Source organism: Calidithermus timidus DSM 17022, assembly GCF_000373205.1.
Taxonomy (GTDB): Bacteria; Deinococcota; Deinococci; order Deinococcales; family Thermaceae; genus Calidithermus; species Calidithermus timidus.
In genome coordinates, this window is the sequence record NZ_KB890688.1 from 61331 (window position 1) to 83893 (window position 22563).

21 protein-coding genes, 1 tRNA gene and 1 pseudogene are annotated in these 22563 nt (G+C 63.6%); 17 read left to right on the forward strand and 6 right to left on the reverse strand.

The genetic code is table 11. The features are described 5' to 3' along the window. Positions 1 to 47: 47 nt before the first annotated feature. Positions 48 to 1220: a diaminopimelate decarboxylase gene (lysA, locus tag B047_RS0103530; protein ID WP_018465574.1), complete on the forward strand. Its 1173-nt coding sequence runs from the start codon at positions 48 to 50 to the stop codon at positions 1218 to 1220. Positions 1221 to 1304: 84 nt separating this feature from the next. Here the strand turns inward: lysA and B047_RS0103535 are convergent, their stop codons facing one another. From B047_RS0103535 to rph, 6 genes and pseudogenes are all read right to left on the reverse strand, one after another. Beyond that, a complete protein-coding gene (locus B047_RS0103535; RefSeq protein ID WP_018465575.1) occupies positions 1305 to 1793 on the reverse strand; it encodes a hypothetical protein in 489 nt (162 codons plus the stop codon). Positions 1794 to 1874: 81 nt separating this feature from the next. After that, on the reverse strand, positions 1875 to 2291 hold the full coding sequence (locus tag B047_RS0103540; protein WP_018465576.1) for a thrombospondin type 3 repeat-containing protein: 417 nt from the start codon (positions 2289 to 2291) through the stop codon (positions 1875 to 1877). A 243-nt stretch (positions 2292 to 2534) separates the two neighbouring features. Next, a complete protein-coding gene (locus B047_RS0103545) occupies positions 2535 to 2984 on the reverse strand; it encodes a hypothetical protein (protein WP_040779258.1) in 450 nt (149 codons plus the stop codon). A 96-nt stretch (positions 2985 to 3080) separates the two neighbouring features. After that, positions 3081 to 3692 carry an RdgB/HAM1 family non-canonical purine NTP pyrophosphatase gene (gene rdgB, locus B047_RS18295; protein ID WP_026234545.1) on the reverse strand — a complete coding sequence of 204 codons (612 nt, stop codon included), beginning with the start codon at positions 3690 to 3692 and terminating at the stop codon, positions 3081 to 3083. 126 nt (positions 3693 to 3818) lie between these two features. Further along, positions 3819 to 4370: pseudogene (locus B047_RS18300) on the reverse strand (non-canonical purine NTP pyrophosphatase); the annotation flags it as partial. 11 nt (positions 4371 to 4381) lie between these two features. Further along, complete coding sequence (gene rph, locus B047_RS0103555; RefSeq protein ID WP_018465579.1) at positions 4382 to 5140, reverse strand: ribonuclease PH; 759 nt, start codon at positions 5138 to 5140, stop codon at positions 4382 to 4384. Between the two features lie 74 nt (positions 5141 to 5214). Here rph and B047_RS0103560 point away from each other — a divergent pair. The 16 genes from B047_RS0103560 to cas2 all read left to right on the forward strand — a co-directional run bounded on the left by B047_RS0103560 (position 5215) and on the right by cas2 (position 22346). Continuing rightward, positions 5215 to 5289: transfer RNA gene (locus B047_RS0103560), tRNA-Thr, on the forward strand. A 190-nt stretch (positions 5290 to 5479) separates the two neighbouring features. Then, a complete protein-coding gene (locus tag B047_RS18515; RefSeq protein ID WP_275052677.1) occupies positions 5480 to 5602 on the forward strand; it encodes a hypothetical protein in 123 nt (40 codons plus the stop codon). 57 nt (positions 5603 to 5659) lie between these two features. After that, a complete protein-coding gene (locus B047_RS0103570; protein WP_026234547.1) occupies positions 5660 to 7258 on the forward strand; it encodes a tetratricopeptide repeat protein in 1599 nt (532 codons plus the stop codon). Between the two features lie 105 nt (positions 7259 to 7363). Further along, a complete protein-coding gene (locus tag B047_RS0103575; protein WP_018465582.1) occupies positions 7364 to 10612 on the forward strand; it encodes a CRISPR-associated endonuclease Cas3'' in 3249 nt (1082 codons plus the stop codon). A gap of 52 nt (positions 10613 to 10664) precedes the next feature. After that, the gene (cas5c, locus tag B047_RS0103580; protein WP_018465583.1) at positions 10665 to 11408 is read left to right on the forward strand and encodes a type I-C CRISPR-associated protein Cas5c; all 744 of its coding nucleotides are present in this window, start codon (positions 10665 to 10667) and stop codon (positions 11406 to 11408) included. Further along, entirely contained in the window at positions 11408 to 13279 is a 1872-nt protein-coding gene (gene cas8c, locus B047_RS0103585) for a type I-C CRISPR-associated protein Cas8c/Csd1 (protein WP_018465584.1), read from the forward strand. Before cas5c ends, cas8c begins: the two co-directional genes overlap by 1 nt. Before the next feature lie 24 nt (positions 13280 to 13303). After that, positions 13304 to 14287, forward strand: coding sequence for a type I-C CRISPR-associated protein Cas7/Csd2 (gene cas7c / locus B047_RS0103590; protein ID WP_018465585.1), 984 nt, complete (start codon positions 13304 to 13306; stop codon positions 14285 to 14287). Further along, the gene (cmr1, locus tag B047_RS0103595) at positions 14280 to 15512 is read left to right on the forward strand and encodes a type III-B CRISPR module RAMP protein Cmr1 (RefSeq protein WP_018465586.1); all 1233 of its coding nucleotides are present in this window, start codon (positions 14280 to 14282) and stop codon (positions 15510 to 15512) included. The genes cas7c and cmr1 overlap by 8 nt, the downstream gene beginning before the upstream one ends. Then, a complete protein-coding gene (gene cas10 / locus B047_RS0103600; RefSeq protein WP_018465587.1) occupies positions 15509 to 16984 on the forward strand; it encodes a type III-B CRISPR-associated protein Cas10/Cmr2 in 1476 nt (491 codons plus the stop codon). Before cmr1 ends, cas10 begins: the two co-directional genes overlap by 4 nt. Then, positions 16965 to 18095, forward strand: coding sequence for a type III-B CRISPR module-associated protein Cmr3 (gene cmr3 / locus B047_RS0103605; RefSeq protein ID WP_018465588.1), 1131 nt, complete (start codon positions 16965 to 16967; stop codon positions 18093 to 18095). Before cas10 ends, cmr3 begins: the two co-directional genes overlap by 20 nt. 2 nt (positions 18096 to 18097) lie before the next feature. Next, positions 18098 to 18979 carry a type III-B CRISPR module RAMP protein Cmr4 gene (gene cmr4, locus B047_RS0103610; RefSeq protein WP_018465589.1) on the forward strand — a complete coding sequence of 294 codons (882 nt, stop codon included), beginning with the start codon at positions 18098 to 18100 and terminating at the stop codon, positions 18977 to 18979. Further along, positions 18976 to 19368, forward strand: a complete 393-nt coding sequence (cmr5, locus tag B047_RS0103615) for a type III-B CRISPR module-associated protein Cmr5 (protein ID WP_026234548.1) — start codon at positions 18976 to 18978, stop codon at positions 19366 to 19368. The genes cmr4 and cmr5 overlap by 4 nt, the downstream gene beginning before the upstream one ends. After that, positions 19355 to 20335 carry a type III-B CRISPR module RAMP protein Cmr6 gene (cmr6, locus tag B047_RS0103620; protein WP_026234549.1) on the forward strand — a complete coding sequence of 327 codons (981 nt, stop codon included), beginning with the start codon at positions 19355 to 19357 and terminating at the stop codon, positions 20333 to 20335. Before cmr5 ends, cmr6 begins: the two co-directional genes overlap by 14 nt. Positions 20336 to 20367: 32 nt before the next feature. Then, positions 20368 to 21021 (forward strand): CRISPR-associated protein Cas4, encoded by a 654-nt coding sequence (gene cas4, locus B047_RS0103625; RefSeq protein ID WP_018465592.1) that lies wholly within the window; start codon positions 20368 to 20370, stop codon positions 21019 to 21021. Next, positions 21018 to 22037 carry a type I-C CRISPR-associated endonuclease Cas1c gene (gene cas1c, locus B047_RS0103630; RefSeq protein ID WP_018465593.1) on the forward strand — a complete coding sequence of 340 codons (1020 nt, stop codon included), beginning with the start codon at positions 21018 to 21020 and terminating at the stop codon, positions 22035 to 22037. The genes cas4 and cas1c overlap by 4 nt, the downstream gene beginning before the upstream one ends. Positions 22038 to 22046: 9 nt before the next feature. Then, positions 22047 to 22346, forward strand: coding sequence for a CRISPR-associated endonuclease Cas2 (gene cas2, locus B047_RS0103635; protein ID WP_018465594.1), 300 nt, complete (start codon positions 22047 to 22049; stop codon positions 22344 to 22346). Positions 22347 to 22563: the final 217 nt, after the last annotated feature.

The following is a 22563-nucleotide window of genomic DNA, read 5'->3' on the forward strand; positions in this document are numbered from 1 at the left end:
GTGCATTTGGCACATCGCTCTCAGGATGCTCGGGTAATCTGGGACGCATGAGCGCCCTCAACCCTCGATTTCGCCAGGCGCTGCAAGCGGCCCTCGAGCGCTACGAGACGCCTTTTTATGCCTACGACTTGACTTCGATTCAGGCTAGGGTGAGCGCCTTCAGGGCGGCTTTTCCCCAGGCTGAGCTGTTCTTTGCCATGAAGGCCAACCCTCGCCTGGGCATCTTGCGGCGGTTGCTGGGGTTGGGGGTCTTTCTCGAGGCGGTGAGCCTGGGGGAGGTGCGCCGAGCCTACGCCGCCGGTTTCAAGCGTAAGGAGGTCTTGCTCAACGGGCCACTCAAGACCCCCGCCATGCTCGCAGAGCTCAAGGAGATCGGCGTGCCCATCCTGGGCCTGGACTCCCTGCCCGACGCCGAGCGGGTGGCCCGACACCTGCCCGGCAGCCATGTCATCTTGCGGGTCAACCCCGACCTGCCGGTGCTCACCCACGATCACCTGGCCACCGGGCGGGGTGAGAGCAAGTTTGGCATCTTGCCGCAGGACATAAGGCAGGCCCTCAAGATCGCGCGGGCTGGAGACCTCGACGTGTTGGGGCTGCACGTGCATCTGGGCTCGGCCCTCGAGCGCGTCGAGGACTTCCACGCCGGATACGCGCTCATGGAGCGGCTGTATCAGGAACACGGCCCCTTCGAGGTGCTCAACCTGGGCGGGGGCTTTGGCCTGGGTTTAGACCTCACCCGCTTGGCTCCGGAAGCGCTCGGGCTGGCCGAGCGCCTAGGGGTGGAGTTGTGGCTCGAGCCGGGCCGCTACCTGGTGGCCGAAGCCGGGGTGCTGGTCACCCGCACCTGGGGATTCAAGCGAACCCGACGCAAATTCCTGCTGGTGGACGCGGGGATGAGCCACTTGCTACGCCCGATGCTGTATGGTGCCCAGCATCCGGTGGAGCCTCTTTACAAGGGGGGAGCCCTTCAAAGCTTCGACCTAGCCGGACCTGCTTGCGAAAGTGGGGACATCCTGGCTAAGGACCTGACCCTGCCCACCCCCAAGGAGGGCGATGCCCTGGCGATTTTGCAGGCGGGGGCCTATGGCAGCAGCATGAGCAGCAACTACCTCGACACCCCCAGGCCGCTCGAGCTGTTGTGGACGGGCGAGGAGTGGGAGGTGCTGCGCCAACGGCAGAGCTGGGAGAGCCTGCTGCTGGAGGAACAAGCGGAAGGCTGATAGCGGGATTCAAAAACCCTTATCGTGGTTCCGACAAGGCGCCTTATGATGCACGACCTGCGTTTGGCCATCGACCATCAGCCATCACTGCAAATTCGGCGGGAAGATCCGCTGAATGGCCGGGTTCTTGATAACCCAGTTGAACAGGGGCTGGGCGAAGCCGCTGTCCTCGATGCTCTGGGCGACAAGGTCGGAGATGCGATCGGAGGGATATTGCAGCGATCCGGTGGAAGCCTTGTACTGCGCGGGGAAGGACACCCAGATGCACACTGCAAGGAACAATCCCCAGATCACCCCCCCCACTCCCCCGATGACGCCCTCGGTCATGCTGGAGAAGCGGGGTAGGGGGACCAGCTGGGACAGCGCACCTGAACCGACTCCTAAAATCACGGCCAGAACGGTGCCTAGCCAGGGGTTCTCGTGTATGGGCAGGAATTGCGCCAGCACCACGTAGACCGCCAGCGCGGGCACCGCCGCGAGGGCAAACGGAGCACCCTTGCGCACCCCGTAGGCCAGCGACAGGGCGATCACGAAAAAGACCGCCACATCCAACAAGGAGACCTCGACCCTCATTACTAAAGCAGTATACCCAGCCCGCTCCGATTCTCAGGGCGGATTTGGACCGGGCCAAGCCCCAGCATTCCTCGCCAGGGCCTACTGCGCAGGCTTGTAGAGGTCCACCCCGCCCGCCTTCTCGAAGTTGGCTTTGAGGAAGGTGGGGTCTACCAGGGGTTTGCTGTCGGGGTTACCCGGCCAGGTACCCGCGAAGACCTCGAGCACGTCGAGGTAGCCATCTCCGTCGGAGTCCTTCATGGCCCTGAGCGCGTCGTAGAGGGCCTGATTGATGCTACCTCTGAAGTTCGAGCGCACCAACTCGCCGAAGGGGTTCCAGGGGGGGCCACCGCCGGGGTTGACGTGGCAGAACTGGCAGGTGACGCTGCGGGTATCCCCTTGGTCGGGGGTCAGGTGGAGCTGGGCGATGGCCGCCAGGCGGTAGGGGGGGCGGCCCAGGGCGATGGGGAGGGAAAGGGCCAGCCCGACCGCACAAAGCCAGATTACCGTTCGCTTCATAACTCACCTCTAGGGCTTGACGATGATGGTGCCCTTCATCCTGGGATGGATCGCGCAGTGGTAGGGGAAGGTGCCGGCGCCGAGGTCTGGCTCTGCCCCAGCGTTTCGGTGTCGAAGGCTCCGGAGTCGGAAGGGGCGGTGTGCGGGATGCTGGGGCATCCTGTGAGGGCTAAACTCAGGGCCAAGGACAAAGCCAACCGCACGGGCATCCCCCTCAGCTTGCCCAGGCCGGGTCGGCCTGGGCTATTTCGCCTCCTCTACCTGACCACAGGCAATGCTGGCCCCCACCGGATTGGGGGTGTTGGCGTGGACATTTACGTAGGTCTCTCCCTCAGGGTACTTCACGCTGGCGGGCAGGCGGGTGTAGGCCAGGGCCACCCCCTTGTCGTCGGGCTGAAGGTTGGCCAGCCCGATGAGTTTATCGCCGTTTTGGGCTTGGCAACGGGCGTTGCCGGCGGCGTTGGAGTGGATATGGTTGACGTAGACCCCCGAGCTGGGCCTAAGCCCCTCGAGGCGCAGGAAGACCTCGTGATCCCCGCTGGGCCAGGTGAGGATCACCGCCGTGCCCTTGAGGTTCCCGCTTCCCGAAAGCTCGGCATAGCGGATCTGAGGCCCCTGGCCCTGCATCTGGGCCAGGGCGGCCACCGTGGCTATTCCCAAAAAGACTCCCCACGTCCAGGGTTTTACCTTCATAAACACCTCCACCCGCAGATACGCAGGTGGGAGTACGCCGGATTCAGCCAGGAGAAAGCCAGCGGCCTGAAAGCCGCCGCTGCCTGGAGCGGGGGTTCACTCCGAAGAACTGGCTTCGGGGATTCTGAATCCGTCCTTGTAGGCCTCGAGCAACTCGGCCAGGGCCTTGCCCCGGTGCGAGTACTGCGCCTTCTCCTCCAGGCTCATCTCGGCGAAGGTCTTGCCTGCTTCGGGCACGAAGAACAGGGGATCGTAACCGAAGCCGTTTTCTCCCCGCGGTGCCTCGAGGATCAGGCCCTCGGTGACGCCCCGGAAGAGCTGCATGAAGCCCTGAGGGTGGGCCACTGCCAGCACCGCCACGAAGCGGGCGGTGCGTTTTTCGGCGGGGACGCCCTTGAGCCGCTCGAGCAGGTAGATATTGCGCTCGAGGTCGCTCTTGCGCCCTCCGAAGCGAGCTGAGTACACCCCGGGTTCGCCCTCGAGGGCATCGACCTCGAGGCCCGAGTCGTCGGCCAGGGTCAGCAGGCCGGTCTGGCGGCAGGCAAAGGCCGCCTTGAGCATGGCGTTGTCCTCGAAAGAGGCTCCTTCTTCGGGGGGCATCTTGAAAGGGTAGTCGAGCAGGGAGGCTAGCTCCCAGCCCAGCGGGGCGAGCCCTTCACGTAGCTCGCGGTACTTGCCAGGGTTATTGGTCGCAACCAGTAGGCGCATAGGGGTAGGGCGCGAGGAGGGCCTGGCCGCTCCTGGAGCCGACTCGAGTGTAGCCGATGGCCCTTGTGGCGGCAGCTCGACCGTGGGGTGCAGATGGTCGATGATGTGATGCCCCAGCAGGCGGCGCACCGCCCGCTCCCAGGGAGAGAAGCGCTCGCGCTCGGCAGGGGACATCTCGGCCAGGGTCTTTCCCGCTTCGAGCACGAGGAACAGCGGGTCGTAACCGACCCCACCCTCCCCCCTAGGTTTATGCAGCAAGACCCCTGGGGTTTCGCCCACGTAAGTCTCGGTTTTCCCCTGTGGGTAGGCCAGGGTGAGCACGGTCATGAAGCGGGTCACGCGCTCTTGCGGCGGGAGGCCGCGCAGCTTATGCAATAGCAGGTTGCGGCGTTCCTCCTCGGAAGAGCCGGGGCCAAATTGCAAGGAGAAAAACACCCGCTGCCCGGCGTGGGTGTACTCGAAACAGCTCTCGTCGAGCAGGGTGGGCAAGCCGCTGAGGTCGGCGAGGTGCGCAGCCACGACAGGCACACGCTCGGTGAGGTCTTCACCGGAGGCGTCAGGGGTGGGCAGCAGCCCGGCGTAGCTGCCGATGGGCTCGAGCTGCCAACCCAGCGGGGCCAGTAACTCGCGCAGTTTGGCGAGCTTGGGTTCTTTGTTGGTGGCAACCAGTACGCGCATGGCCGTTTACATCAGGATAGGGGTTTTCGCAGTTGCGCGTGAACGGTTTTGATCAATTCGGGCATCTGGCTCAGGCCGGTCTCGAGCATCTTCCGGTAAATCGCCTGGGGGATCGGGCGGCCCTCCCCACCGCCGTGAACCTCGATGACGTCGCCTTCTCTTGTCGCCACCACCGTGAGGTCGGCCCAGGCGCTCTCGTCTTCCTGGTGGGTGAGGTCGAGTAGGATGCGCTCCTCCCCGAACCAGCCCAGGCTGATCGCGGCAAACTCGCTCAGCGGCCACTCGTCGATCTTGCCCAGCATCACCAGTCGGTCCAGCGCCGTGTACAGCGCGGCATACCCGCCCAGCAGCGAGGCCACGCGGGTTCCCCCGTCGGCCTGGAGCACGTCGGCATCGATGATCACGGTCTTGTTGGGCAGTAGCGAAAGGTCCAGGGCGGCCCGGAAAGCCCGTCCTATGAAGCGCTGGATCTCCGCGGTGCGCCCCGAGAGCTTCTGACGCTCGCGCTCCTTGCGTTCCTTGGTCGAGCGGGGTAGCAGGTTGTACTCGGCCATCAGCCAGCCTTCCTTGGCCGAGACGTGGCGCGGAACGCCATCGGTGAGCGAGACCGTCACCAGCACGCGGGTCAGGCCCAGCTCGACCAGGGCCGAGCCCTCGGCGTAGGCGTTGTAACCCAGCTCGAGCCTGAGCGGGCGCATCTGCAGGGGCTCGCGTCCGTCCTTGCGGCTGCTTTTGGTATCGGCAGGGGGATTCACGGCAGCCCACAGCATCCCCCTTCGGGGCAGCGCACGTCAAGCCACCGCTTGCCCCACGGGGCAAAAGCGACTAACATAGCTGTCTGCGGGCCGGTGTAGCTCAGCGGTAGAGCACTCGATTCGTAATCGAGCGGCCGTCGGTTCAAATCCGACCACCGGCTCCAGTCTGGGACGCGGTTTTCTGACCGCGTCTTTTTCTATTTGACCCCTGTCCCCAGCCCCGTATCGCCGACCTGATACACCGCGCAAAGATCATGCGCGGGGTGGAGCGAGGGTGAGGGCGTGAGCAACGATTCTCTCACCCAACCGGTCGGCAAATTCGGCTTTAAGCATCCTGTCTTGGTGAAGGGAGGTGTGGGCCTTCTACTGGCGCTGCTCCTGTCGGTGGGCCTGGTACTGGCTTCGTCCCAGCAGGCGCTAAGCCAGCCCCAGGTCATCGCCGACGGCGATGACCCCAAGATCGGTACCGGCGGCTAGCAGTTGGCCTGGATTGGGGAGGCGTCTGGCCTCCCCGATTTGTACAATGAGATTGGCGTGAGAAAAATTCCCGTCGAAGACGCTCGAGTCAGCCTCACGGCCCTGTTGGAGACCGCTCGAACAGCCCTAGCGCTCAGGTTGCTTGAGGGCCTTGTAAGCCAGGCTTCTACTCACCAAGCTGTGGAGCAGGTGGCGCAGTTGTTTGATCTATTGCCCGAAAATCTTGTGAAGCAGGATGCTTCCTTCCAGCGGCTCTACGCCATGGTGCTGTGCCGTTCTCGGCAGTCTGGCAGGCTTTTGGCATACCTCGGTGGCTTGACCCCACCGATCCCTGAGGCGCTCCGCACGTACTGGGCCTGGGCTTTGCTGCGGGAGGGGCGCTGTGAGGAGGCCCTGTGTCAGCTCGAGACCCTTCAGGGCTGTGAATCTGTCGACTGGGGACTCTACTGGCGTACCAGGGGGGAAGTGCTGTTCCGCCTAGGTCGGGCCGACTGGCGCGAGGCTTTTCTGAAGGCGAGAGGGTACCTGAAGGGTTCGGCGCTGGGCCGCAGTTTGCTGGACGAAGGTGGGTTGCTCTACCTCTCGGGTCAGCGCTCCGCGGCGCGGGTAGTCTGGGCCGAGGCCCTGGCCTACTTGCGCGACGACCCGTACTACCTGGCCTGGACCCGACACAGCTTGGGGATGGCCCTCATCGGTGACCGCCCGGAGGAGGCCGAGGGGCATTTGCTCGAGGCCGTCCGCCTCAGCCGCAAGGCAGTGGCGCGGGAATTCCATGCCAGGGCTCTGTGCGGCCTGGGCGCCGTTCGTCGCTCCTTCGGGGAGTGGGAACGAGCGCTGAGCAGCTATCGGGAAGCCATTCGGGTGGCCTGTGAGCGGGATGACCGCCAGCAGGCCCTATGGGGCTACGGTCATACCCTGCGCCTGCTGGGTCGCCTCGAGGAGGCCCTGGCCCAGCTCACGCTGGCGCTGGAGCTTGACCCTTCTCCGGCGACGAGTTGGCTGAATGCCGACATCGCCGCGGCGCGGCTGATGTTGGGGGACGCAACCGGAGCCCGGGAGGCCCTGGGCCAAACGCTTTCGCTGGGTGAGCGCGGAAAGATCGTGCTGACGGTTGTGCAAGCGGCCCTCGAGCACCGCGCTGGGGCACCGGAAGCTGCCCGCTCCCTTCTGGGTGGCCTCGAGCCCACCAACCTCTGGGTGCGGGAGGAGCTTCACTGCTTCCCCGAGCTGAGGGCCGCCTTGGGCCTGCCGGAACTGGGGCAGCAGAAGCACTGGGTGGAAGTCAACCCCTTCGGCTCGCTCGAGGTCAAGGTGAATGGCCGTCCGGTGCCGATAAACCCCACCGGCAGGCCGGGAGAACTGCTGGTGTTTTTGCTGGAGAACGGCGGGAGCGCCGGGGTGGAGCACCTTCTCGACCAGCTTTACCACGGGAACCGACCCCAAGACCGTAAAGCTCTTTGGGAAACCGCCGAGCGGCTGCGGGAAGTGCTGGGATGGAAGGGGAGTGTTCAGGTTAAAGGGGGTATCTACCGGCTTGACCCCGCTGCCGAGTGGGTTTATCGGGACCAGCCTTCCCAAGGGGCGGGCGAGTTCATGGTGGGTCACTACGCCAACTGGGTTCAGGAGCGACGGGGAATCTCTCCCTGGGTTGTCTGAGCGACCTCAGATAACGGACTTAGATTTCCTGCGCATTCATATCGATCACACGCCGATATGGATGGTCGGTAGATGGGCGTTGGTAGATTCATATCCACGATCCTTATGGAGAAGGGCGATGCTGAATCACTCAGGGCCTCTCATGAAAAAGCCCTGCGATTGGTGCGGATCCTCGAGCTGCTCAAGCTAAAGCCCTGGACCGCGCAACAACTCGCCGCCGCCCTCGGGGTCAAGAAGCGGGCGGTGCTGTACTACCTCGAAGATCTCAAGGAGCTCGAGCCCCACTTAGGCTTCCGCCTGCTGCACGATGAAATTCGGCACACCTACGCCCTGAGCGCCGGCGTTATGCTGAGCGACATCGACAAGGTGGTGGCGCACACCGCCTTGCGCATGCTCTACCACCACTCGCCCGGCCACAACCAGCAGTACCTCGAGGCCATGCTCAAGCTGGCCCGTGGCCTGCCCGAGCCGGCACGGGCCATTGCGCAGCGCAGTGCCGAGGCCATGGCTACGCGAGGGCCCGGCCTCGAGGGCAGCAACCTCGAGAAGATCACCAACGCCTGGTTCCGTCGGCAGCTCGTTCGCTTCGAGTACCAGCTTCCTGGGCGGCGTGATCCTACCAGATTCGAGCTGGAGACCTACTTCATCGAGGTCTCACGGGCCAACATGGCTGTTTACGTCATTGGTCGTGAGCGCAGCTACAAGAACGCAGTGCGCACCTTTAAGCTCGCACGGATGCGGTTTGTCACTCTGGTCGGCTCGACCGAGGCCTACGAGATCCCCTCTAATTTCGACCCCCGCGAGTACCTCTCCAACGCCTGGGGCATCGTGGGGGGCGGGGGGCAGCCGCTCCGGGTGAAGCTGCGCTTCCTGCCACAGGCTGTTCAGCGCATCCGGGAGGGGGGCTATCCCAACCTCAGGGAGCTACAGCAGCAAGACGACGGCAGTTTGGTGGTGGAAGTCACGGTAGGCACCGACGAGGAGGGTTTCCCCATCGAGCTGCTGTCGTGGGTGCAAAGCTGGGGGCCCCGGGTAGAGGTGCTGGAGCCGGAAAAGCTGCGGCAGACTTGGTTAGCCGAGGCCCGGCAGTTGCTGGCGCAGTACGACGCCCAAAGCTTGGCTTCCCCCAAAACCTACTGGGCCCACACCCACCAAGACCGCGCCCGCTGGCAGCCCATGCGCGAGCATGCAGCCGAGGTTGCCCGGCGGGCAGCAGAAAAAGCCGCCCCCTTTGGCGAGTCGGAGAAGGGTCGCCTGGGCGGGCTTTTGCACGACCTGGGCAAGTATGGCGACCTTTTCCAGCGTCGCCTGGAGGGCAAGGAAAAAGGCCTCGACCACTGGTCGGCCGGGGCCCACGTGGCGCTGTTTGAATACCGCCTACCCGCGGTAGCACTGGCCATCCAGGGGCACCATATCGGCTTACAGAGCGGGGCCAAGGAGAGCCTCAAGGAGATGAAACTGCGGGAGGACGGCCAGGGCTTCCCACCCGAGCTGCGTCTGAGCGAGGCCAACCTCGAGCGGCTCAAAGAGCGCTTTCTGGCCGATGGCATAGAGTTACCACCCCCCAGCCAGGGGCAAATTGCCATAGCCCAGAGCGCCGCCGCCATGCTGGACACCCGCATGCTCTTCTCGGCCCTGGTAGACGCCGACTTCCTGGACACCGAGCAGCACATGCGGGGGGAGGCGCGCCCCTCTGCGCCCCCCTTGCAGGCCGAAAGGGCGCTCGAGCGGCTCGAGGCCCTCCTCCAAGCACTGGCCCGCAACGAGGAACTGCCCCCATCCATCCGCCAGCTTCGCCAGCAGGTCTCCGAGGCCTGCGCGATGGCTGCAGAACAAAGCACCCGGCTCTATACCCTCACCGCCCCCACCGGCTCCGGCAAGACCCTGGCCATGCTGCGCTTCGCCCTCAGGCGGGCCCTGCGCGACCCGCGCATACGGCGCATCGTGGTGGTGCTTCCGTACCTGTCCATCCTCGACCAGACCGCCGGAATCTACCGCGACCTCTTCGCCGATTTTGGCCCGCACTACATCCTCGAAGACCACAGCCTGGCCTACCGTCCGCTGCGTAAAGAGCTTTCCGACGAGCAGGATGTGGCCGAGCTCGAGCGCCGCCTCTTGAGCGAAAACTGGGAGGCCCCCATCGTCCTCACCACCCACGTGCAGCTCTTGGAGAGCCTGCACGCCAACCGCCCCGGGGCCTGCCGCAAGCTGCACAACCTGGCCGGGAGCGTGCTCTTGTTTGACGAGGTGCAGACCCTGCCCACCCACCTGGCCGTGCCAACCCTCAAAACCCTCTCGCGCCTGGCCAGCGAGAAGTACGGCGCGGTGGTGGTCTTCGCCACCGCCACCCAGCCGGCCTTCGATACCCTGCACGAACAGGTCAGAGCGGGCGAGCCCCAGGGCTGGCAGCCGGTGGAGATAGCCCCTGCGCCCGAGGTGCTCTTCCAGCAGAGCCAGCGGGTGGGGGTGGACTGGTGGCTCAAGAACCCCACCCCCTTCCCCTATCTGCTGACACTGCTCGAGGCCGACCCCCAGGCTTTGGTGGTGCTCAACCTCAAGCGGCAGGCCCATGCCCTCTTCCGCCTGGCCGAGGCGCAGGGCCTGGAGGGGCTATTTCACCTTTCCACCGCGCTGTGCCCGGCCCACCGGCTACAGGTGCTGGGGGAGGTGCAGGCCCGGCTTAGCGAAGGCCTCCCCTGCCGCCTGATCGCTACCCAGGTGGTGGAGGCCGGGGTAGAGCTCGACTTCCCCGTGGGCTACCGGGCCTTGGGGCCCCTCGAGGCCATCGCCCAGACCGCGGGCCGGGTCAACCGGCACGGCCTGCGCAAGGAAGGGCGGCTGGTGGTCTTCTTGCCCGAGGACGAGGCCTACCCCGACCAAGCCTACGCCCAGGCCGCCAAGCTCACCCGGGCCTTGCAGGCCGAAGGGCCGCTCGAGCTCACCCCCACCACCTTCCGCCGCTACTACCAGAGCCTCTACAGCTTGCAAAGCCTGAGCGACCCGGAGATTGAGAACTTCATCCTGACCCAAAACTACGCCGAGCTTGCCCGCCGCTACCGCATCATCGAGTCGCCGGCGGTGAACGTGGTGGTGCCCTACAACAACGAGGCCAAGGCGCTTATGCAGGTGGCCCGCGACCGGGGCATCGCCGCCGACTGGATTCACCGCGCCAGGCCCTACACGGTGCCCTTCTTTCTGCCCAAAGGGGGGCCGCCCCCCTTCCTCGAGCGCGTCTTCCTGCGCTACGGGCGGGGCGAGGCCCCCGACTGGTACTTGTGCCCGGAGGAGGCCCTCTACGACCCAAGGCTGGGCTTCACGCCCGAGGAAGGGGGTGAGGTGGGGTTGGTCGTATAAACCGGGAGTTTTCGGGGACATTGCTTAGATTGTAACCCTGAAAGGAGGCTTCATGCGAAGTTTTTGCCTGGAAGTCTGGGGCGAGCTGGCCTGCTTTACCCGGCCCGAGTTCAAGGTCGAGCGCTTCAGCTACCCCGTCATCACCCCCAGCGCCGCGCGGGGCATCTTCGACGCCATCTACCTGGACTTCGACCCACAGAGCAAAAAGCCCCTCATGTACTGGCAGATGGAGCGCATCGAGGTGCTGCGTCCGGTGCGCTACATCGCCCTGATGCGCAACGAGGTGAAGGACAAGGTGAGCCTGCGCAGCGTCCAGGGCTGGATGAGAGACCCCAGCACCTTCGAGCCCCTCTATGCCGATGCCACCAAGGAAGAAACCGGCCAGGACACCAAGGGCCGCACCCAGCGCCAGACCATGGCCCTCAAGGACGTGGGCTACCGCCTGACCGCCCACGCGGTGCTCTACCGCGAGGACCCCGCCCTGCGCCAGAAGATCGAGCACAGCTTTGAGCGCCGGGCCCGGGCCGGGCAGTGCGTCTACCAGCCCTACCTGGGCTGCCGCGAGTTCACCGGCTACTTCCGCCTGGTGGAGGGCGAGGAGGCCAAGCCCGTGCCCTACAGCGAAAAAATCGGCTGGATGCTCTACGACGTCTTCGACCTCTCCAAGCCGGGGGCTCCGCTCCGCACCGACAAGGGCGAAAAGCCCAGCGTGAGCCTCTTCGAGGCCGAGGTGGTGGAGGGGGTGCTCGAGGTGCCCCCCTATTGGGACGAGCGGGTGCGCAAGGGGGTGGGCTGATGCTCTCGCAGTTGGTGGAGTATGCCCGGCAAAAGGGGCTGGGTGCGGAACCGGGTTTCACCCAGAAGGAAATCCGCTGGCTGGTGGGGGTGAGCTCCCAAGGAGCGTTCACCGAGCTCATTCCCCTTAACCAGGCCAAACCCGCCCCCGACCTCTCCCAGCCCGAGATGATCGGAATGCCCAACGCGCTCAGGGCCATGGGGTACACCGCCGAGCAGGCCGCCCACTTCCTGGCCGATACCTGCGCGGTGGTGTTCGGGTTGCCGGAGCGGGATAAGGAGGGGAGGGTCAAAAACCCCGAGGACCACCAGAAGAACCTGCAAAAGGGAGAGACCTTCCGGTTGCTCATCGGGCTCGCCGCAAAAGAGGTGCCCCTGCTTTTGCCCATCGCCCAGGCCCTCTCCGACCCGGCGCAGATGGCGCAGATGGTGCAGAAGCTCGAGGCCCAAACCCAGAAAAAGGGCTCGGATAAACTCAAGCCCACCGACAAAATCTCCTTTTTCATCCAGGGGCAATGCGTGCTGGACTACCCCGACTGGCACGGCTGGTGGCGGGGGTTCCGCGCCCAGGCCTTCCCCGCGCAAAAGAGCACTGGCGGGATGCGTTCGTTTGCCAGCGGGGAACTGGTGTCACCGGCCTCTACCCACCCCAAGGTAACCAAGCTGGGCGGCAGTGCTTTTGGGCACGCCCTGGTCACCTACGATAAAGACGCCTTTGAGTCCTACGGTCTCTCCCAGGGTGAGAACGCTGCCGTGGAGGAGCTGGCCGCCACCGCCTACCGGGCTGGGTTGGATGCACTTTTGGAAAAGGCCCAGATTCTGGGCGAGATGAAGGTAGTGGTCTGGTACGACCGGGCCATCCCCCAGGAAGACGACTTCTTCCGCGACCTCTTCGCCCCCAGCAGCAGCGAGGCCGAGGAAGCCCAGGCCTTGGAGCGCGCCCGCAAGGTACTCCAAGCCCTCAAAACCGGTGAGGCTCCGCCCAGCCTGCAGGGCGCCCGCTTCTTCGCCGCGGCGTTGAGCCCGGCCTCGGGGCGGGTGATGGTGCGCGACTGGCAGACGGGTTCCTTAGAAGACTTCATCACCGCGGTCAAGACGTGGTTTGAGCACCTCGCCATCGTGCGCAGAAGCGGCGATCGGGCTGCCAGTCTGCCGGGTCTGAACCGCCTCTTCCTAAGCCTGCAACGCCCCAAGTCCCCCGAGCAAAAGCTCGACGACTACCTCAAGCCCATCAAAACCCTGCAAGTCCCCCTCTGGCGCGCGGCCTTGAACCCCAGCCTGCCCATTCCCTACGGCGCTTTAGCCCGCATCATGGAGTCCCACATCGCCGAGGTGATGAAGGGGGACTTTACCAAGGCCCTCAGCGCCAAAGAGTCCGATGCCGCTGCCCTGGGGCGCATCTACGCCCGCATGGGGCTTTTGAAGGCTTATCACATCCGAAAAGGAGGAACGATAGGTATGGCGCTAGACCCCAACCACCCCAGCCCGGCCTACCACTGTGGTCGCCTGATGTGCCTGCTGGCCCAGATTCAGGAGGCTTCCGCCGAGTCCGAGATCAACGCCGGCGTGGTGCAGCGCTACTACGGCGCGGCCAGCAGCACCCCGGCCATGGTGCTGGGCCGCCTCACGCGGCTCTCGCAGCACCACCTGAGCAAACTGGCCAAGGACTCGCCCGGTCTGGCCTACTGGTTCAACACCCAGCTCGCCGAGGTCTGGAAGGTCCTGGGCCCCACCCTGCCCCGCACCCTGAGCTTGGAAGAGCAGAGCCTTTTTGCCCTGGGCTACTACCAGCAGCTCGCGGCCAGCCGGGTCAAAAAGGACGACAAGCCCTCCGGCCCCGAAACCGCCCAAGACCCCCTTTTCCAGGGCTAGCCCTAACCCGAAAGGAGATACTCCATGTCCCAGCCCATCCAGAACCGCTACGAGTTCCTGCTCTTCTTCGACGTGCAAGACGGCAACCCCAACGGCGACCCCGACTCGGGCAACGCCCCGCGCATCGACCCCGAGGACGGCCACGGCCTGGTGAGCGACGTGGCCCTGAAGCGGCGCATCCGCAACTACGCTCAGGCCACCGGGGCCCCCATTTTTGTCCAGCACGGCACCAACCTGAACCGTCCCATCTTCGAGGCCCACGAGCGCACCGGCGGCTTTACGGGAGCAAAAACCAAGGACAAAGTGGAAGCCGCCCGTCGCTGGATGTGCCAGAACTTCTTCGATGTGCGCACTTTTGGCGCGGTGATGAGCACCGGGGCCAACGCCGGCCAGGTGCGGGGGCCGGTGCAGATCACCTTTGCCCGTAGCCTGGGCCCCATCTTCCCTGCCGAGTTCAGCATCACCCGGGGGGCGGTGGCCGAGGACGTGAAGAACGCCAAGACCCTGGAAGACTACCTGCGCTGGGAGAAAGAGCAGCCCGAGGACAAGCTGCGCACCATGGGCCGCAAGAGCCAGGTGCCCTACGGCCTCTACCTGGCCAAGGGCTTCATCAGCGCCCACCTGGCCCAGGGCACCGGCTTCAGCCAGGCCGACCTGAAGCTCTTGGTGGAAGCCCTGATGAACATGTTTGAGCACGACCGCAGCGCCTCCAAGGGCCTGATGTCCACCCGCCGGCTCTACCTCTTCCAACATGTGGGCACGGATCCCAATAACCCCGAGCAGAACAAGCGCCAGGCCATGCTGGGCTGCGCCCCCGCGCACCGCCTTTTGGATCTGGGCCAGGTAGTCTCCGCCCGGCTTCTGGAGGAAAGCAGGCCCCCGCGCCGCTTTGCCGACTACGAGGTGAAAGCCGACCCCACCAAGCTCCCCAAGGGGGTGCGGATGCTCGAGCTAGACGCCTGGGACGAGGCCCGGTTTGACGCCTGGATGGGAGGGGCCAATGCCTAGGGCGGTTCCCCTTCCCCCACCGGAGCTCAAAAAGCCCGAGCTTACCACCTGGACGCTGAAGCTCAAGACCATTACCCCCATGTTCGGCGGCAGCGCCACCCCGCGCGAGGTAGACCCGGCCAACCCGGTACGGGCAGCGAGCGTGCGGGGGCACCTGCGGTTTTGGTGGCGGGCTACGGCGGGAGCGCAATACGGCTCGGCGAAGGAGCTGTTCGAAGCCGAGGAAGCGATTTGGGGGAGCGCAGAGAAGTACGGAAAGGTGGCTCTGCGCGTTTTTACTCATTCGTCCGGTCAAAGTGTGAGACCTTCTGAGCTTGTGCCCGACCGGGGCACAGCCAGAACCGGCCCCATGGAGCGCTTTTTCCTGCACCCATTCAACCCCAACCAAAGCGAAAACCTACCTGAGGCCTGCGGACTGATGTGGGTGGAGTTCACCCTTGAGATCGCCTTTAAACTTTCTGAAGAAGAGCAAGAGGCCCTGCGGCGCGCTATCCGGGCCTGGATCGCTTTTGGCGGCATCGGGGCCCGCACCCGGCGGGGGGTGGGAGCCCTCGAGGTCACCGAAAATGCCAAGGAATGGTTGCCCTCGAGCCCCGATCAGCTCAAATCTTGGTTTTCCACAGGCCCTGCCAACAACCCTGAGCACGCCACCCTAGCTGGGGCGGTGATTTGTTTGGGCCAGCCGCGCAAACCGGGGAACCAAGACCTTTACAAAGGTCACGCTGCCTGGCAGGAACTGGGCCGGTTTTGGGCACGTTTTCGTAAGGGGCATTTCGTCGAAGACCCCGTGAGCGGCAAAACCATGCCCTATACCCCCATGGCCGGGGGAAAGTGGCGCGACCACCAAACCCTGAAGTCCCTGCGCCAAGAACATGGGCGCATCGCGTTGGTTAAGCCCGCGTATGGCCTGCCCATCGTGTATCAGCGTTTTCGCAACTCGGATGCCTTCGCGGGAACCCTCGAGGCTGTCCATGCTCAGGGCAAGCGCATGGCATCTCCGGTAATCCTCAAACCCATAGCCTTCGCCGATGGTAACGTGCGACCTGCGGTCATTATTCTGCAAGCGCCTGCACCTAGCCGTATCAGGGTCAACGGTAAAGAGCTAGCGTTGGAGATTCCTGAAGACGACCCGGTGCTACAGGCGCTCGAGGCCGCTGTGCCCATCGAGGCTGTCCGCAAGGCCGCTCACATTCACTTCCGACAGCTTACGGAGATACGCCTATGATCTACCTCCTCTCCATCTCCATCGGCCCCGTGCAGGACTTCATCACTGCCGCCCGGCGCACCGCCGACCTGTACGCGGGGTCGCAGATTTTGCAGGAGTTGAGTAAGGTAGCCGCACGGTACTTGGCCAACAACAGCGTGGAGCTGATTTTCCCGGCTGATAAGGAGGCTGACGGCGCCAACAAGATTCTGGCCCAGGTAGACGGCGACCCCAAGGGGTTGGCTGAAGGGGTAAAAAAGGCGGTTCGGGAAAAGCTACACCAGCTCTGGAAAGAAACCATCGACAAACTGTCCCAGGAGTACCGAAGCCAGATAGACCAAAGCCGAGCTGAAGAGCAGCTTGACCACTTCCTCGAGTTCTACGCCGCCTGGGTGCCCCTAGAGAAAGAGAGTGAATACTCCAGCGCCCGCCTGGCGGTGGAGCGCCTGTTGGCGGGCCGCAAGGCCCTACGCGATTTCAGTCCCACGCAACAAAACGATGACGGGGTACCGAAGTCTCCGCTAGACCCCGCTCGAGCCGCCGTCATAGACCCGCGCCAGTGGGGCGAGGCCAGCGTCCGGTTAGAAGGCGGAGGCTACCGGCCCCTGCGCATCAAGCCCACCGAGTACCTCGATGCCATCTCGCTGCTCAAGCGCTGCTACGGGGCGCTAAAGTCGGACAAGGTGGTGGACACCCACATCATGGCCAGGCGCTCCTGGCAACCGGAAGCTGAACCGGATGAGCGCTATGGCAAGGAAGACGATCACATCCAAGAGCCCCAGCCCTACTTCGCCATCCTGGTCGCGGACGGCGACCGTATGGGCGAACTAATCAGCCGCCAGGACAACCGCGAGGCCCACCGCCAGCTCTCAAAGACCCTGGACGAGTTTGCCCAGAAAGCCCGGGAGATCGTCCCCAAGTACCGCGGCTTCATGGTGTATTCCGGGGGCGACGACGTGCTGGCCTTTTTGCCGGTGAACCGGGCGGTGGAGTGCGCCCAGGAGCTTTCCGAAACCTTCCGGCACCAAGTGAAGGGCACGCTCTCGGCGGGGATTGCCATCGTGCACTACCGGGAGCCCCTCTCCATCTCCCTAGAGAATGCCCGAAATGCAGAAAAAGCCGCCAAGAACGGGGGGCGCAACGCCCTGGCGGTAGCGCTGCACACTCGAGGGGGCACCCCGGTAACGGTGGTTCAGCGATGGGCCGACCTTATATGGGACGAGCTGCTCGCTGCCTATAAAAACCACAAGATTGCCCGCGGGCTAGCCCACGAGCTATATAAGCTGGCGCTGGAGTGGCAAGACGAAATGCTAGATGAGTACCTCTACAAGGAGGCCCAGCGGGTCTTGGCCCGTAAGGAAGCCCGAGAGCTAAAAATTCCTAGACCCGTGAGCTACCGCAAGCAACTGCTAACCTTTGTGGAGCAGCTCATCATCGCCCGCTTCCTGAGCGGCATTAAAGAGGAGGAGACCCATGCCGGAACGGGTACTTGAAATCCACGCCCTAAGCCCACTGCTCTTCCGCGATGGCCGGCCCTTTAGTGCCGCCGACGGCAGCGAGACCGCTGCCCGCAGCCTGCCCTTGCCCCTGCCCAGCACCTTGGCCGGCTTTGTGCGCACCCAGATCGGTCTGGCCATGGGCAAGGGTTTTGACTACGAGCAGCTTCAGAACCTGCACGGCCTGCAAGTCTGTGGGCCGCTTCTGATCCGCGGCAGCGAAATTCTGCTTCCGGCCCCGCGCGATGCGGTGATTTACAAGAAGGGGGATAAGCCTAAGGTGATGAAGCTCCGGCCTTTTATCCCACCCGAGGGCGCGGGCTGCGACCTGCCAGAGGAGCTTCAACCCCTCCAAGTCACCCAAGATGTCAAGCCCGAGAGCGGCTACAACTTCTGGACAGCGAAGGACATGGAGCGCTGGCTTCTGGGAGAGGACTTTGTGCCCGAAAAAATCCCGGGCCTCCCCACCGAGACCCGGGTGCACGTGGCCATGGACCCGCAGAAGGGCAAGGCCCGGGAAGGGCAGCTTTTCAGCGTGGCCTACCGGCCCTTGGAGATGGGCAAAAGCCCAGAGGACTACCAGCCCGCCAGCCTTCGGGTGCGGCTTTCGTTGCCCAACGGCCAAGTTCCAGTCCCCATCGGCCATCTGGGGGGCGAGCGGCGCCCGGTAGCGGTGGAGGTGAAGGAAAGCCTTTCTGACTCCTGGTTTGACTGCCCAAAGTCCATCAAAGAGCACTTTGCCGGTCTAGGCAAGGGCGCTAAGGTACGGCTGGTACTGGCTACCCCGGCGCTCTTTGCACACGGCTGGAAGCCCGCTTGGATTGAGAAGTCGGGTACGGGCGAGTTTCACCTGCCCCGTGGCCTGAGCAAGGTAAAGCTGAAGCTGGTTGCGGCAGCGGTGGGCCGGCGCGAGCCGGTAAGCGGCTGGAACCTGCGGCAAAACCGGCCCAAGGCGGTGCGCTGGATGGTGCCGGCGGGCAGCGTGTACTTCTTTGAGGTAGAGGACGGCAACCCCGCCGACCTATTGGAAAGCTGGCTCAGGCCCGTGAGCGACAACGAACAAGACCGCAAGGACGGCTTTGGCCTTGCGCTATGGGGAGTGTGGTAAGGATGAAGGCGAAACTGATCTTTTGGCAGGCCCTCACACCTGTGCACCCTGGCACGGGGCAGGACTCTAGCAGCGTGATCGACCTTCCGGTAGCCCGCGAGGCGGCCACGGGCTTCCCGGTGATTCCGGCCAGCAGCCTCAAGGGGGTGCTGCGCGACGGGCGCGGCATGGATGCGGAGGACGAAAGTGAGGCTGCCTTGGCCGCACGTAAGGTTTTTGGATTTGCTGGGAGGAAGAAGAAAAAGGATTCCGGGGAGGAGGAAGACATCAGCCAGGCTGCCGAGCTGACCCTAACCGACGCCCGGATTTTATTCCTGCCGGTGCGCTCGTATGCGGGCACCTTTGCCTTCCTGACCTGCCCGCTGGTGCTCGAGCGCCTCAATCGGGATTTGCGAGCATTGGGGCTACCCGCACTAGAGGCTCCTATTCCCAGACCCCAGCAGACCGAGGCCCTGTTGCCAGAAAAGACCGAAATTGTATTCGAGGACAAGGAAAAAGGTAAAAAGCAGGTCATCCTCGAGGACATCGACCTCACCGCGCAGCAAGGAAAGGCCGAGGCGTTGGCCCAAGAACTTGGTCAGATGGTCTTTGGCCCCGAGGCGGCCTATTTCCAAAGGCGCTTTGCTCTGGTTTCCAACGACGTGTTTGCCTATTTCTGCGAGATGGGCATGGAGATTATCGCCAGAGTACGACTCAATTCTGACTCCAAAACGGTGGAGCAGGGTGGACTCTGGTACGAGGAGGCCATCCCTGCCGAGGCGGTCTTCTCGAGCTTCGCCATCGGCAAAAGCGGCTTTGAGGAGCTCAACCGGCCCTACCTCCAGCTCGGCGGCCAGGCCAGCGTGGGGCGGGGGCTGTTGCGGCGGTTGGGGGGTGAGGGATGAGCTTGGTTACCCGTGCGCAGCAGGACATGAAGAAAGCCCTCGAGCTGGTGCAAAGCTTGGAGAGGGAGGACGACGAGTTCAAAAACATCTACGGCGGTCTTTGCCACAACTTCCCCATCCTGGTGCGCCAGAGCGGGCTGTGCCAGGCGCTGGCCTTCAGCGCGGATAAAGCGGCAGGTGAGGGCAACCGAGCCAAGGCGCATCAAAAGCTGCTCGAGCACGTGGCAAGCATCCTAGGAGTAAAAAACGCACTCGAGGCCGTGCAAAATACTGATGCCATCGCCTACATGCACCACACCCGGCGGGTGCTTGCGGCCTGGGTTTACTTCAAGCGCTTCGCCGCTAGCGTGCTGGGCGTACACACGGGAGGCCGCGATGAGGGCCAGTAGACTTATCCTTCCTCCGCCCACCCACGCCGGGCTGGCCTTGCAGCGCTACCTGAAGCAGCATGACGAGGACCATTCTTCGGCCAAGAAGTTGCTCGATCACATCGCCCAAAGCCAGGTACCCGAAGTGTACCGCCACGCCTTCACGCGCTGGCGGGAGACCCTGAAGGATGGGGTCTGGCTCGAGGCCACCACCCGCACGCCTCTGGCTATTGGCTTAGGGAACTCGAGCCCCATCGAAAACGGCCTGACCATCCACCACACCTACGGGGTGCCCTACCTGCCCGGCAGCGCCCTCAAAGGGCTGTTGCAGCGGGTGGCCGAACGCTTTGGCCTGAACGAGGCAGAAAAAGCGGTACTCTTGGGCAAAGGGCCAGACCCAAAGCGCAAAACCCAAGGCAATGCGGCCTACCTGGTTTACTGGGACGGCTGGCTCGAGCCAACCAGCACCCAGCCTTTCCAGCTCGACGTAATCACCGTGCATCACCGCGACTACTACGGGAAAAAAGGCGCGGTCTGGCCCACCGACTTCGACGACCCCAACCCAGTTGCCTTTTTGTCGGTCAAGCCAGGAGTCAAATTCCACATTCCCATCTCCTGCCCCGCCCAAGACGCCCAGGACTGGCCCTACAAAGCTGCCGAGCTGCTGGCCTGGGGTTTGGAGAATCTTGGTCTTGGGGGTAAGACCAACGCGGGGTATGGGTACTTTACGGTGAAGCTACCGGAGAGGCCCAAGAGCGAAAGTGAGCTAGGCCAGGAGATGTTGGAAAGCTACCGCAGGCGTATTGAGGGCATCAAGCCGAACAACGAGCGAGGAGAACTGGATTTCTTCCTGCGGGAGCTGGCCGATAAACCTCCGGCGATGCGCAAGCCCGTGCTGGAGGCTATCAAGAAGCACCTTCAGGACTGGAGGATTTGGAAGCTAAGCAATCCGCAACACGCCAAGATCCAGGAGATGCTAGACCAATGAGCAGCGTTATCCTCACCCCCTGGGAGGGTTAGATGGACGAGCTCGACGAACTTTTGCCCGAGACCGACCCCGCTCCAGCCGAGAAGCTGGAGCCCCTGCCCATCAGCGCCCTGGCCCAGTACACCTACTGCCCCCGCCGGGCCGCGCTGATTCTGCTGGAAGGCGAGTGGGAGGACAACGAGTACACCCTGCGCGGCGCGCGGGCCCACGAGCAGGCCGACATCCCGGAGGGGCTTTTGCGCGAGGGGGTCTGGGTGGAGCGGGCCTTGCCCATCTGGTCGGAGTGGCTGGGGCTGGTAGGTCGGGCGGATGTGGTGGAGTTCGTGGATGGTACGCCTTATCCGGTGGAGTACAAGGTGGGCAAGCGCTGGCCCAAGGAGCTGGCCCGCCGGGCCGCTGAGGTGCAGCTTTGCGCCCAGGCTTTGTGTCTGGAAGAGATGTTTGGGGTGGGCGTGCCGGAAGGGGCCCTTTTCTCCAAAGCCAGCCAGCGCCGGCGGGTGGTGCCCCTTAGCCCGGAGCTGCGCGCCACTACCCTGGCTACTGCAAGCGCCCTGCGTAAACTCATGCAGCAAGACCGCCTGCCTCCCCCTGCCGCCGACGAGCGCTGCAAGCACTGCTCCCTTATCTCTATCTGTATGCCCCACGTGCCCCAAGCGCTCCTAGAGCAGCAGGCCCAGCAACCATGACCAGTGAGCTTCTGAACACCCTTTATATACAAACCCAAGGGGTTTACCTGCGCCTCGAGGGCGATACGCTGCGCATCCAGCACGAGGAGGTAACCCTAAGGAACGTTCCGTTGCACCACCTGGGCGGGGTCGCGGCCTTTGGCAACGTGCTCATCTCGCCCTTTTTACTCCACCGTTGTGCTGAAGAGGGCCTCGAGGTCTCCTGGTTTACCGAATCGGGCCGCTTTCAGGGGCGATTGGCGGGGCCGGTCTCGGGTAATGTGCTTCTTAGAAGGGCTCAGCACAGGGCCCTCGACAATCCTTCAAGCACCCTCTACCTGGCTGGGCGCTTTGTGGAGGCCAAGCTCAAAAACAGCCGTTTGGTGCTCCAGCGGGCGGTGCGCGAGCGGGGGGAGACCGAGGCTTTGAGCGCTGCCTTAGCCGGGCACGAGGCCGCTTTGCGAATGCTGCCCCAGGCCCGTACGGTAGATGAGGTGCGGGGCCTGGAGGGTCAGGCCGCTAGTGCTTATTTTGCGGCCTTTGGCGACCTCTTGCTCTCGGGCGAGTTTCGCTTTGATGGGCGTAATAAACGTCCTCCGCGCGATCCGGTAAATGCGTTGTTGGGCTTCATCTATGCTCTGCTCACTACCCAGTGTACAGCAGCTCTGGAGGGGGTGGGCCTGGACCCACAGGTGGGCTTCCTGCATGCCCTGCGTCCGGGGAGGAATGCCCTAGCTCTCGACTTGATCGAGGAATTCCGTGCTTGGTGGGGGGATCGGTTGGCTTTAGCCTTGATCAACCGTAAGCAAGTGACTTCAAAACACTTCGAGGAGCGTCCTGGTGGGGCGGTGCTGCTTTCGGAAGAGGGTCGTAAGGAGGTGATTGTTGCTTTCCAGAAGCGTCGTCAGGAAACGGTGCAACATCCGCTTTTCAAAGAGCAGGTGCCCATCGGTCTCCTGCCGCACATTCAGGCTCGCCTGCTTGCCCGCTATTTGCGGGGCGATCTGCCAGAGTATCCACCGTTCATAGGCAAGTAGGGGTTGAGGATGGAGCGTCTGGATGTCCTGGTCACTTATGATGTAAACACAATTTCCGAGGAGGGGAAAGCACGGCTGGCTCGAGTGGCCAAGGTTTGTAAGAACTATGGCCAGCGGGTCCAGATGTCGGTGTTCGAATGCCGCGTCACTCGGGCTCAGCTAGAGGAGATGGAGGCTAAATTGCTCAAGGTGATTGAACCTGACAAGGATAGCCTTCGTATCTATACCCTGGTTGGTGGACGGGACAAGTGTTTGCGCACGCATGGCCAGGACCGCTACCAGGACTTTGACGACCCGCTGGTGATCTAGTGCGAACCCCAAGCAAGTGTGAAAACCTGGAGGGGTTCGCGCAGGGCCGTTTTGTGGCTCGGGAACCTTGAAAATTCGAATATACTATGGACTACCCCCCTTGCGGGGACGGGCTTCAAAACCCTGGTTCGCGCAGATAAAGCCTGAAAAGCTGTTCTACACGAGTGGGTTTTGTAGGCCGTTGCAGTGGGCTTAGCTGCTCACTGAGGATTGAAAC

Bases quoted from the DNA above. Each gene is read 5' to 3' on its own strand.
- B047_RS0103545 (WP_040779258.1), bottom strand. From the start codon at position 2,984: ATGAAGGTAAAACCCTGGACGTGGGGAGTCTTTTTGGGAATAGCCACG.
- rph (WP_018465579.1), bottom strand. From the start codon at position 5,140: ATGCTGTGGGCTGCCGTGAATCCCCCTGCCGATACCAAAAGCAGCCGC.
- cmr6 (WP_026234549.1), top strand. From the start codon at position 19,355: ATGAGGGCCAGTAGACTTATCCTTCCTCCGCCCACCCACGCCGGGCTG.
- cas7c (WP_018465585.1), top strand. From the start codon at position 13,304: ATGTCCCAGCCCATCCAGAACCGCTACGAGTTCCTGCTCTTCTTCGAC.
- cmr3 (WP_018465588.1), top strand. From the start codon at position 16,965: ATGCCGGAACGGGTACTTGAAATCCACGCCCTAAGCCCACTGCTCTTC.
- cas1c (WP_018465593.1), top strand. From the start codon at position 21,018: ATGACCAGTGAGCTTCTGAACACCCTTTATATACAAACCCAAGGGGTT.
- B047_RS0103535 (WP_018465575.1), bottom strand. From the start codon at position 1,793: ATGAGGGTCGAGGTCTCCTTGTTGGATGTGGCGGTCTTTTTCGTGATC.
- cas10 (WP_018465587.1), top strand. From the start codon at position 15,509: ATGATCTACCTCCTCTCCATCTCCATCGGCCCCGTGCAGGACTTCATC.
- B047_RS0103575 (WP_018465582.1), top strand. From the start codon at position 7,364: ATGGAGAAGGGCGATGCTGAATCACTCAGGGCCTCTCATGAAAAAGCC.
- B047_RS0103540 (WP_018465576.1), bottom strand. From the start codon at position 2,291: ATGAAGCGAACGGTAATCTGGCTTTGTGCGGTCGGGCTGGCCCTTTCC.
- rdgB (WP_026234545.1), bottom strand. From the start codon at position 3,692: ATGCGCCTACTGGTTGCGACCAATAACCCTGGCAAGTACCGCGAGCTA.
- cas5c (WP_018465583.1), top strand. From the start codon at position 10,665: ATGCGAAGTTTTTGCCTGGAAGTCTGGGGCGAGCTGGCCTGCTTTACC.
- cmr4 (WP_018465589.1), top strand. From the start codon at position 18,098: ATGAAGGCGAAACTGATCTTTTGGCAGGCCCTCACACCTGTGCACCCT.
- cmr1 (WP_018465586.1), top strand. From the start codon at position 14,280: ATGCCTAGGGCGGTTCCCCTTCCCCCACCGGAGCTCAAAAAGCCCGAG.
- cas8c (WP_018465584.1), top strand. From the start codon at position 11,408: ATGCTCTCGCAGTTGGTGGAGTATGCCCGGCAAAAGGGGCTGGGTGCG.
- cas4 (WP_018465592.1), top strand. From the start codon at position 20,368: ATGGACGAGCTCGACGAACTTTTGCCCGAGACCGACCCCGCTCCAGCC.
- lysA (WP_018465574.1), top strand. From the start codon at position 48: ATGAGCGCCCTCAACCCTCGATTTCGCCAGGCGCTGCAAGCGGCCCTC.
- cmr5 (WP_026234548.1), top strand. From the start codon at position 18,976: ATGAGCTTGGTTACCCGTGCGCAGCAGGACATGAAGAAAGCCCTCGAG.
- cas2 (WP_018465594.1), top strand. From the start codon at position 22,047: ATGGAGCGTCTGGATGTCCTGGTCACTTATGATGTAAACACAATTTCC.